Raw genomic sequence first — 10,930 nt, forward strand, 5'->3', positions numbered from 1 at the left:
CACGCCATGCCGCAATCCTCCGCACTGTCCCAGCGCGGGCAGTTTCGCGCCATGTACATGGGCCTCAAGAGCCAGCACGCGCTCGAACACACGCCCGTGATCCTGTGCGAGGGCGACTCCTGGTTTTCCACGCCACTGGCCATGAACCTGCTCGACTGGATCGTGTCCCCAGCCCCGGAGGACGAGGCCCGTGGCGTGCCGCAGTTCGGTAAGGGCGGCCTGTTCTTTCGCGTGGAACGCAGCGGCGACCAGGCGGCCCCGCAAGCCGCGCGTCCCGGGCGGTCGATGTTCACGAAAGACAACGTCGACGACCTTGTCGGCTGGTTCACCCGCTATCGGTTCGACGCCGTATTGCTGAGTGCGGGCGGCAACGATTTCGTCGACACATGGCTGCGCGATGCGCTGGCCGGCCAGCACGGCCTGAGCGCCAGCGAGGCGTTCGACGTCATCGTGGCCACCGGCCGCTACGAACAGGTACGCGAGGCTTACGCGTTCTTCGTCGGGGCATTCCATGAAGTACGACCCGATGTGCCGATCATCGCGCACACATACGACTATCCGCTACGCATCGGCAGCGCGGCCGGGCTCGGCTTGCGCAACCTCGGTGCCGCGGCCTTGCTGAAGAAATCGGTCGGCCCGTGGATCGGGCCGGCCATCGAGACCGTGATCGACGGCGGCATCGAGGCATGGCGCGCGTTCACCCGCCTCCTGATCGATGGTTTCGTCGAGCGCGTACTCGAGCCGGTCAAACGCGACCCCGCTTTCGGTGGCATGTTCGATTACGTCGACCTGCGCGGACAGTTGACCGATGACGCCCAGTGGAACGACGAGATGCATCCCACCGAAGCGGGGTTCCATCGACTCGCGGGTATTTTTCGCGCGACGCTGATAAGCAAGTTACCACCCGCCAAGCGCTGATCGGAAAACCACGATCCGCTCCGCCGCCCCGGGATCGGGATCGTCGCTGCGCAGCCACGGTTGCCGCGCGAAGGTGCGCGAACAAGGGCCAAGCGTCACCACGCGGACGGGTCTTCGCCGCGCTTCCCGTTCGATGTTCGCCACGACGTCGCGCAGCACGCCGCCGATGAAGGGCGTGAACAGGTAGAAGACATTCGCCTCCGTCAGGTCCGCATCGCGCGCGTCGCCGACGCCCATCCGTACGTGGGACAGGCCGAGCCGTGCCGCGGCGTCCACCGCCCTCTCGACATACGCGGGTTCACGCTCCACGCCGAGCGTGCGCGCTCCCGTAAGGATAGCCACCAGGATCGGTACGTGGCCCATGCCCGCCCCCAGGTCCAGCACGACGTCGCCTGCCGTGATGCCTGCGCGCGCCACCCCGTCGACGATGTGCCTGGCCGGGCTCGGCTGATAGAACACCATTTCAGCCGGCAGGACGGCAGGCACCTCGGGTTCTTCGAGCGCGAGCACGCCGGCGAGCACATGGTCCAGCACGTCGTAATGCTGTCCCGTCGGAAAGCCGACATCGAGCCATGCGGCCAGGGCGGCGCGTCCTTCACCGCGGCGGATGGCCTCCCGGATCGAAGCGAAGCCCTCCGTGTCGACCGCTTCCATGGCGTCGATGAGCCGTACCGCACGCTCGCGCCACGCGGCGTCATGCGCGCCGATCAGGAGCAAATCGAGACGGTCGGCGGCCTCGGCGCGCCAGAGGAAGGCGGCGGGATCGCGCCATGCCGGTTCCTGTTCGAGCAGCGCGACGGTGGATGCCAGCGATTCCATGGAACGGTGTGTCTCCTCACAATTCGGCCAAGGATGCCTTGAGTGAGGGGGTGCCGTGTGGAATCCTCGACGATCGACCGTGACGCCCCGCCTCCCGCAGACGACAGGAACCGCCGGATGAAGCCCATACGCCGCTCGCTCGCCCTCCGCCGCACCGCCGCCGCGCTCGTTGCGTGCTTCAGCCTTCCCGCGTTGGCAACTCCTCCGCTGGCGACGCTGGTGTTCCGCGATGGCGGGCGGCCGGTGCTCACCATCACCGACCCGCATGGACTCACCCTGGTCGACGAGACCCTCGGCCTGCGCACGACGGACGCGGACCTCACCCACGGCCTGAAGCTCGTCGGCACCTCGCAGCGGCAGATCGCCGAGCGCTACCGCATGACCGTCGGCAAGCGCCTCGACCGCAGCGCCAATCTTTCCGAGACCCGCTACGCCTTGCAGAACGGCAAGGGACAAAAGCTCGACGTCGTCGTGCGTATCGCCAACGACGGCGTGGCATTCCGCTACGAGCTGCCGGGGGTGGCGCGAGCGACCGTGACGAGCGAGGCCACGTCGTTCGCCCTGCCCACGACGGCGAAGGCCTGGCTGCTTCCTTATAACCCGCAGTATGAAAAAGAGCGCATCGAAACCACCGCGGGAGGTGCCGCGCCGGGCGATTACGGCTACCCCTCGCTGTTCCAGGTCGGCGACAACTACGTGCTGGTCACCGAAGCCAACGCCGACGGCCGCTACGACGGCAGCCGCCTTACGCACACGGCGAACAGCGGCACATATGCCTTGACCCTCGCCGACGCCCGCGTGGAAAGCACCGGCGTCACGCCATGGCGCACGGTGATCGCCGGCGACCTCGCCACCGTCACCGAGTCCACGCTCGTCGACGATCTCGCCGATCCCGCGCGCTTCGCCGACACCTCGTGGATCCGTCCGGGCAGGGTCGCCTGGTCGTGGCTGAGCGAGCACGACAGCCCTTCGAATGCCGAGCGGCAGAAGGCTTATGTGGACTTCGCCGCGCGCAACCGTATCCCCTATGTGCTCGTCGACGAAGGCTGGAGCGAGAGTTGGGTACCGGGCCTGGTCCGCTACGCGAACGCGAAGCACGTCGACATCCTGCTCTGGTTCCACTGGTCGAAGCTCGACACGCCAGCCAAACGCATGGCCGAACTCACGCGGGTGAAAGGCTGGGGCGTGAAGGGCGTGAAGGTCGATTTCATGGAGTCCGATTCGCAAGCGCGTTATCGCTGGTACGACGACACGCTCGCGGACACGGCGAAACTGCACCTCATGGTGAACTTCCACGGCGCGACCATTCCGCATGGCCTCGCACGCACCTGGCCGCACCTGATGACCATGGAGGGCGTACGCGGCGCTGAAAACGATCCTCCCGCCGTGGGCAACACGATCCAGCCCTATACGCGCAATGTCGTCGGCTCGATGGATTACACGCCCGTGGCCTTCGATGCCGGCCGCAAGGAGGCCTCGATCGCGCACGAAGTGGCGTTGCCGATCGTCTTCGAGTCCGGTTGGACGCACCTGGCCGACATGCCGGAAGCCTACGAGCGCCGGCCGCAGGCCCTCGCCTTCCTCGACCAGATTCCTACCGTATGGGATGAAACCAAGCTGGTCGGTGGAACCCCGGGGCAGGACGCGATCTTCGCCCGCCGCAGCGGCGACCGCTGGTTCATCGGCGCGATCTCGGCAGGTCCGGCACGCCGCCTCAGCGTGCCGCTGTCGTCCCTGGGCGTCGGTCCCTGGCATGCCGACATCGTTCGCGACGGCAGCGGCCGCGGTGATGTGGTCCGCACGGCGCAAAACGTCACGGCCGATGGTTCGCTTTCGTTCGACGTGCCCGTGAACGGCGGTTTCGCCGCGATCCTGTGCCCGGCCGCCAAGGGACAGTTCGCGAACGGTTGTTACTGATAACGCAATGCCCGCAGGGCCCGGCTCAGCCATCCCGCCTGATTCGGGAAGGCCCGGGCCAACGGTAACCGCACGCCCACCTCGGTGCCGCTGTCCAGGCGTGTCGCGATGGACACGCGGCCGCCGATGGCGGCCGCCCGCTCACGGATGCCGCGCAAGCCCCAATGCCCATCGCGGCCGTCGCGCAGCACCGCCTCGTCGATGCCGCGCCCGTCGTCGCGGATCGAAAGCAGCAGCTCGTCATCCTCGACGCGCAGCTCCACGTCGACGCGACTGCCACCGGCATGCGTGACGGCGTTGTGCACGGCCTCGCGGGCGATGCCGTACAACTCGTCACGGACCAGATCGTTCAAGTTGCCGAGGTCGCCATAAGTGGTCACGACCACCGGCACCGTATGCTCCGCCGCATACGCGGCGGACAGGGCCTGCAAGGCGGCGTCCAGCGAAGCCGACTCCCCCGCGTGGGCGCGCAGGTCGCGTACACGGTCACGCGCTTCCACCAGGGCCTCGTCGGCGCGATCGAGCGCACGCTCCATCTCGACGCGCAGCGGTTCCTTCGTCGGCACGCGGTTGGCGATGGCCTGGAAGCGCATGGTCAGGCCCTGGATGCTCTGCAGCAACGTATCGTGCAACTCGCGGGCGATGCGTTCGCGTTCCGCATGCCGCTCCTGCAAACGCGCACGCAGCTGCGCGGCCATGCTTCGCAGGCGCAGGAAGAAGATGAGCCAGGCAAGGAGCGCGACCGCAAGCAGGCACAGGAGGAAGAACCAAGGCATCTGATAGAAGGCACGCGCGACGTCGACCTCGATCGATGCGCCCTGCTCGTTCACCACGCCATCTTCGTTCGCCGCGGTGACGCGAAACACGTAGTGACCCGGCGGGGGATCGGTATATACGGCTTCGCGATCGTTTCCGGCGTCGCGCCAGCGCGTGTCGAGCCCTTCCATGCGGTAGCGGAAACGTACACGCTCCGGCACGGTCAGGCTCGTGGCCGTGAACGCGATCCGTAGCCGCTCCGTGTGCGCGGGCAGATTGATCCGGGCACCCGCGGGCCAGGTACCCACATCGGTGGAGATGGACCGAATGGACACCGGAGGCGCCAGCGGATTGCGTGGCACGTCGGCCGGATCGATGGAGACGATGCCGCTCGTGGTGGCGAACCACAAGCGGCCGTCGTCAGCCACGACAGCCGTAGGCAACGGCCTGAACTGCGCGGGAGTGCCCGGCAAGCCATCGAGCGAATCGAACACGGTCACCGGCGGCCGGTAGTCCGGATCTTCGAGCGCACGCGCCATGTCGGCCGCCGCGATGCGGACCACGCCTTGCGCCGCGTTCGCCCAGAAGTCACCGCGGTGGTCGCGGACGAGCCCGGAAACGCCGCGCAAGGGTTCCCCGGTGATCGCGATCATTCGCGCATGGCCGGCGATGACGGCAGCGATGCCCAGTTCACCGCCGACCCACATGGCCTCGCCGTCTTCCAGCAACGCGGTGACGTTGCCCACCGCCAAGCCTTCACCGGATCCGATCAGGACATCCTTGTCCCGCGAACGCACCAGGATGATATTGCGGGCGAAGCCCATCCACAGGCGTTCATGCCGGTCGTTCACCAGGACCAGCGGCGCCGAGTCGACGGCGACGGCGGGTAGCGGGTCGTGCTCCCACCCCCCTTCGGTGAAATGAAAGATGCCAGGACGGTTGACCGACACCCAGGCACCGCCCTTGCCGTCTCCCACCACGGCCTGCACGCCCGAATAGTCGGGATAGGGCAAGGCCGCGAACGGCTCGGGCTGGCCGTCGTGCAGACGCCACAGGCCGCCGGGGCCGCCGAGCCACACGCCATCGGCGTCGCGGCTGGCGGCGGTGATCGCCTCGGTCAGCCCGACGGACTCGATGCCGGTGGCCTCGACGCGGCTGAGCGGCCGGCTCTTGGTGCCGACCCAGACGCCGTGGCCCTTCGCCGCCACCATCGCGAAGTCGGTGGCGCCGGAGGGAAGCGGCGCCGGCAGCAGGCGGCTGACCCGGAAGCGGTCGAGACCGCGGCTCCCACCTACCCAGATATTGCCTTCGCGATCCTGGATCACGCTGCTCGCGTAATCGGAACTGAGGCCGTCGCGCTCCACGAAACGCTGGGCCTCCGCGCTCTCCGCGCCGATCACGCGGCGCGGAAGGTCGCGTACGCGCGGCACGCGCCGGATGCCATCACCCAGGGTAGGCATCCACAACGCGCCGTCGCGGTCGAACAACAGGCCCGCGGACGACAATCGCAGCACGGGGCCGGCGTCGGAAGGTCCGGTGTCGCCCGCCCACGCAGGACGCACGCCACCATCAGCCTCGGCCACCCAGATCGAACCATCGGCGGCTTCGGCGATCCGGTTCACGCGCCCGACCTCGCGTGTCGCCACTTCGAAGCGCTGCCCGCCCCGTGGCAGCCAGGCGAGTGCGTCTTCGGTCGCCACCCAGAGACGGCCTTCGCGATCCACGAACAGATTCCGCGCGCGTGCGCCCGGCAGCCCCATCGAAGCACCCACAGGCCTCCAGCGGCCGTGGTCGAGACGGACCAACCCATTGAAGGTCGCCGCCCAGATGTTGCCGTCGGGCGTGCCGCCGATGGCGTAGAGCGTTCCGGTGGGCAACCCGGACGACGCCGCGTAGTGGGTGGCGCGGTCGCCATCGATGAAGCTGGCGACACCGTAGCGAAATCCGACCCACAGGCCGCCGGAAGGCGGCGCGTAGAGCGAGGCCACGCTGGACGCCTGGAAATCGCCGCCCTCGCGTGGGCGGTAGCGCTCGAAGCGCACGCCATCGAACCGGTAAAGGCCCGTCTGGGTGCCCAGCCAGAGATAGCCGTCGCGAGTCTGCGCCAGGGCCGTCACCTGGCCGGGCGCACCTTCGCGTACCGTCCATGCGGTGTGGTAGAACTGCGCGATGTCGCGGTCGCGGCTGTCGGCGGCCCGGGTTTCGCAGGCGAACGCCAGCCAGCCGGCAACCACCAGCCAGACGGATACCCACGCAGCGATCGCGCGGCTGAAGCGCACTCGGTCGACCTCCATCGGAACGGGCAAAGATAGCGCGTTGGCGCCCGGTCAGCGCGCGACGCCCATGTCGTGCAGGAACGCCAGCGAATCGGCCAGCACCCGGGCGGCGGCTGGCGAGCGCTCGGGGGAGGCGAGCACATGTGCGGCGTGGTCATAGGCCACCAGGCGCCGTCGCGAGGCCGGCGTCCCCAGCCAGCCGAACGCATCGCGCATCGCCATGACGGACGTGAGGGTATCCCGGTCGTTCTCGCCACCATCCCACAGGCCGAAGAACACCGGACAGGCGATGGCACGGAGGCGTTCGGGCCGCATCCACTCGATGAACAACCGCGCGATGGCCCGGTATCCGTCGGTATGGACCATCGACGACCAGTAGCGCCGCTGGAATGGCGAGCGCTCGCCGGGCGACGGCACCGCACCCTGCAGCAAGACCGCCGCACGCAGCTGTTCGGGGTCATGCACGCGGATGCCCGGAGACCACGCGACCACGGCCGCGATCGCCTCCGGACGGCGCACCGCCAGATCGAGCGCGAGCGACGCTCCCATCGAGGTACTCACGAGGACCACCTTCTCGCCCAGGCGCAGCCCCACTTCCAGTGCCGCGTCGGCGTCCGCTCGCCAGCGTTCCGGTGACGCACCGGCCATGGCGCCGGGCTCGTCGGTGCCATGACCAGCGAGCCGGTTGAGAAAGAGATGGGCCTCGCATGCGGCGGCGATCGTACGGTGTGCGGGCGCGCCCTCCGCCTGACTGGCGGTGAAGCCATGCAGATAGACGACGGACAGCGCCTGCCGCGTACGCGGCAGGCCGGCGCCAAACACGATGCGCGCCTCGTTGTCGGGCTTGATGCCCGGCACGTGGCGCTCGTTCTCGTCGATGTCGCTGGCCAGTTCGTCCAGGTTGGTCACGCGTTGGCCGCCACGCCCGCCTGCTCCCGCTGGATTTCCACGAAGCGCCGCACCGACCGGCCCAGCGCATCGATCTCGCCCACGGCTGCACGCATGTCGCCGCCGGCGTCCACGATCACCGCGATGTCGTCACAGACCCGGCTCGCTCCAGGTACGCCGAGATTGCCCAGCACGTTGCGCAGGGCGTGCACGGCCTCGGACGCCGCAGCCATGTCGCGGGAAACGATAGCGGATCGCAGCGACTCGAGATGGTGGCCCGTGGTGCGCGCACAGAGTTCGACGAAGTTGGCGAACTCGTCCTGGCTGCTGAGGGCGCGCATATCCTCAAGCGGGGTGCTGGTGTGGACACGGCCGTCGAGAGGGGAATCGATCGCCGGTTGCCAATGCCGCACCGCGTGTTCCAGCCGGCGCTCCTCCGCGATGGCTTCGATCACATCCAGCAGGCGTTGCGCAGCGATCGGCTTCGTGAGGTAGGCACGCGCCCCCGCCTTGAAGGCGATGCGCACGGCGTCGTGGCTCGAATCCGCGCTGAGCATCACGATCGGCGGCACGCTGCCGGTGCGTCGTGCCACCTCGATGCGGCCGAGCACGTCCCAACCGGAACTACCGGGCATGTGCAGGTCCATGAAGATCAGGTCGACGCTTTCGTTGGCCAGGCGCGACAGGGCCTCGTCGCCACTGGTACTGAACACGGGCAGGTGGCCGGCGCGCTCGAGTATCCGCCCGACGATCTCGCGGTTGGCGGCGTTGTCGTCCACCACGAGGCAACGCTGCGGACCCACGCGGCCACGGTGTTCGTCGAGCAGGTCGACCAGCGGTGTGTCGGCCACGCTGCGTGCCCCCGCGGCCGCGCGAGGGAGGGCGAAGCGCCAACTGAACACCGAACCGCCCATCGGGTTGTCGCCGACGTCGAGGCTGCCCTGCATCTGTTCTGAAACGTTGCGCACGATGTAAAGACCGAGCCCGACGCCCTCCTGGCGCCTGCTTTCGCCCACGCTCAACTGATGGAAGGGGTCGAAGATCCGTTGCTTGTCGCTGTCGGGAATGCCGATGCCGGTGTCGGTCACGGTGCAGACGATGGTGGGATCGCGTCCGGCCATGCCTTCCAGCAGTTCCACCCGCACGTCGACCGTACCGCCCGGCGGCGTGAATTTCAACGCGTTCGACGCAAGATTGGACAGCACCTGCTCGATACGGCCGGGATCGCCCTCGAACACTCCCTCGACCGAAGCATCGCGCGCGAGGCTGAAAGCGATCCGCTTCTCCGCCGCGTAGGGCCTGCACACGGCGCCCACGGTGGCCAGCACCTCGTCGAAGGCGAAGGCCTGGTGGCGAAGGGTAAAGTTGCCGCCGGCGAACGACGCGACGTCCAGCACGGCGTTCACGCGGTGCAGCAGCGCGTTGGCGTTGGAGGAAAGCAGGGCCACCAGCCGGCGCTGGTCTTCCTTCATGGCGGCCGTGTCGAGCAACGATGCCGCGTGGATGACCGTACCTAGCGGCGTGCGCATCTCGTGGCTCATCATCGAGATGAAGCGGTGTTGCGCCTCGCGCGAGGCGATCGCCTCGGCCGATACTTCGCGCAACGCATCCATCATGCGATAGAGCGTCATGGGCAGGACGATCACCAGCGCCAGCGCATACAGCGCATAGGCGGGCCGTGCGATCCAGAAGCCGTCCGGCGCCGCCACGGCCAGGATGACCACGGACGCGGCGACGCTGGCGGCGAAGGCCCACCGGCTGTAACGCACCCCGAGGGCGACCGAGAGGAAGGGCAGCACCGGTGTCAGCGTGATCAGCAGCATGAACGCCGACTTGAGCAGCACCGCGACCATGACGAAGTTCGCGATGCCGCCGACGGCGTCGATCGCCACGTTCTGACGCAGGGAGCCCGCCCGGATGCCGAGCATCCAGAAGGTACTGAGCACGAAAAGGGCGGCGGCGACGGGCACCACCCGATGGGCTTCGGTCGCCATGGGCGCGGGCCCCTGTAGCCAGGCGGCGGACCAGATGACGACGAATCCGAGGACCACCGTGCGCATCAACGACACGTGGTATTCGCGAAAGCTCGCAACGATGCGATCGATGCGTGGGTTGCGCAACCGCTCGGCGACCTCACTGAGCATCACCGGTTCGGCGCGCTTGCCGCTACCGCCATCGATCTTCATGCTCGATTGGTCCACCTCCCCCAATAGTCGCCTAGTCTATGAACTCTGTCGCCGCTGGCAAGTGCGGCGTGCGGATTCACCTTCGTGAAAACGTTTCCAGCCGCTCTACGCCCGCTTTCGGGCGGCAGCCGCCTTCTTTGCCGGGGCGCGCTTCCGGGCCGGTTTTCCCACCTCGATCCACGCCGGGGCGTGGTCGCTGGCCTTGGGTAGATCGCGAACCCAGCGATCGACGTTGGCGTCCTCGAGCCGGCCGGCGAGGTCCGGCGACAGCAGCAGGTGATCGATCCGGAGCCCCCGGTCACGCGGCCAATGCTGGCGAAAGTAATCCCAGAACGTGTAGATGCGCTCCCCCGGATGGATGGCGCGCAGCGCGTCCGTCCATCCCTGCGCCAGAAGCCTGGCGTACGCCTCACGGCTCTCTGGCTGGAGCAAGGCGTCGCGGCGCCAACCCTTGGGGTCGTAAATGTCCTCGTCCGTGGGCACGACGTTGTAGTCACCCGCCAGCACCACGGGGTGTCCGCTGTCGAGCAGGCCCCTGGCATGCCGGATGAAGCGCTCGAACCACGCCAGCTTGTAATCGAACTTCGGACCCGGCCATGGATTGCCGTTGGGCAGGTAAAGGCATCCGACGAGAACGCCGTGCGCCGCCGCCTCGAGGTAACGGCTCTGGGTGTCCTTTTCGTCTCCGGGCAGTCCGCGGCGGCTTTCCACAGGGTCCACTCCCTTCGCCAGGATGGCCACCCCGTTCCACGAGGTCTGGCCTGCCCATAGCGCGCCATAACCGGCATCGTTGATCGCCCCGATGGGGAATCCGCTGTCCGCCGCCTTCAGTTCCTGCAGGCAGGCGATATCGGGCGCCTCGCGCTCCAGCCACTCGATGAGGTGGGGCAAGCGGCTACGTATGCCGTTGACGTTGTAGGTCGCGATCTTCATCCGCCGGAATGTCGGTCAGACGAAGTGGAAGACGGGTGACGAGCGCGAGCGGTACCGACCGCGAGAACTTGGCACGAGATTTGCCTCGATCCAAAGCCGACGGCTTTCCAGATGTGCAGGAGGCGCCTGGAGGGAACCCGGGCGTAAATTTTTACGCCCGGGTTCCGAGTCGTCCCGGCACGTTTTCGGCAAGCTTTTTCGACCGCATAAATTCCCACAAATACCCATAGTTACTCC

Annotated in this window: 6 protein-coding genes and 1 pseudogene; 2 read left to right on the top strand and 5 right to left on the bottom strand. The window is 67.7% G+C overall.

What is annotated here, in order from left to right:
• The first annotated feature begins 6 nt into the window (after positions 1-6).
• Positions 7-918, top strand: a complete 912-nt coding sequence (locus tag QFZ41_RS06335) for a hypothetical protein (RefSeq protein WP_429197971.1) — start codon at positions 7-9, stop codon at positions 916-918.
• On the opposite strand, the gene QFZ41_RS06340 is transcribed toward QFZ41_RS06335, so the two are convergent.
• Complete coding sequence (locus QFZ41_RS06340; protein WP_429197972.1) at positions 898-1,737, bottom strand: methyltransferase domain-containing protein; 840 nt, start codon at positions 1,735-1,737, stop codon at positions 898-900. The two genes, QFZ41_RS06335 and QFZ41_RS06340, sit on opposite strands and share 21 nt — an antisense overlap.
• 117 nt (positions 1,738-1,854) lie before the next feature.
• On the opposite strand from QFZ41_RS06340, the gene QFZ41_RS06345 reads away from it, so the two are divergent.
• Entirely contained in the window at positions 1,855-3,654 is a 1,800-nt protein-coding gene (locus QFZ41_RS06345) for a glycoside hydrolase family 97 catalytic domain-containing protein (RefSeq protein ID WP_429197973.1), read from the top strand.
• On the opposite strand, the gene QFZ41_RS06350 is transcribed toward QFZ41_RS06345, so the two are convergent.
• The 4 genes and pseudogenes from QFZ41_RS06350 to xth form a co-directional block, all read right to left on the bottom strand.
• On the bottom strand, positions 3,648-6,689 hold the full coding sequence (locus QFZ41_RS06350) for a sensor histidine kinase (protein ID WP_429197974.1): 3,042 nt from the start codon (positions 6,687-6,689) through the stop codon (positions 3,648-3,650). The genes QFZ41_RS06345 and QFZ41_RS06350 overlap by 7 nt on opposite strands.
• 48 nt (positions 6,690-6,737) lie before the next feature.
• Positions 6,738-7,595, bottom strand: coding sequence for an alpha/beta hydrolase (locus QFZ41_RS06355; RefSeq protein WP_429197975.1), 858 nt, complete (start codon positions 7,593-7,595; stop codon positions 6,738-6,740).
• On the bottom strand, positions 7,592-9,760 hold the full coding sequence (locus QFZ41_RS06360; RefSeq protein WP_429197976.1) for a hybrid sensor histidine kinase/response regulator: 2,169 nt from the start codon (positions 9,758-9,760) through the stop codon (positions 7,592-7,594). Before QFZ41_RS06360 ends, QFZ41_RS06355 begins: the two co-directional genes overlap by 4 nt.
• 108 nt (positions 9,761-9,868) lie before the next feature.
• Positions 9,869-10,693 (bottom strand): annotated as a pseudogene (gene xth / locus QFZ41_RS06365) (exodeoxyribonuclease III); the annotation flags it as partial.
• Positions 10,694-10,930: the final 237 nt, after the last annotated feature.

Origin of the sequence: Luteibacter sp. W1I16, assembly GCF_050434905.1 — a bacterium.
Lineage (GTDB): Bacteria > Pseudomonadota > Gammaproteobacteria > Xanthomonadales > Rhodanobacteraceae > Luteibacter.

What these genes read in the sequence shown, in the direction of transcription:
- QFZ41_RS06360 (WP_429197976.1), bottom strand. Translation starts at nt 9,760, where the DNA reads ATGAAGATCGATGGCGGTAGCGGCAAGCGCGCCGAACCGGTGATGCTC.
- QFZ41_RS06345 (WP_429197973.1), top strand. Translation starts at nt 1,855, where the DNA reads ATGAAGCCCATACGCCGCTCGCTCGCCCTCCGCCGCACCGCCGCCGCG.
- QFZ41_RS06335 (WP_429197971.1), top strand. Translation starts at nt 7, where the DNA reads ATGCCGCAATCCTCCGCACTGTCCCAGCGCGGGCAGTTTCGCGCCATG.
- QFZ41_RS06340 (WP_429197972.1), bottom strand. Translation starts at nt 1,737, where the DNA reads ATGGAATCGCTGGCATCCACCGTCGCGCTGCTCGAACAGGAACCGGCA.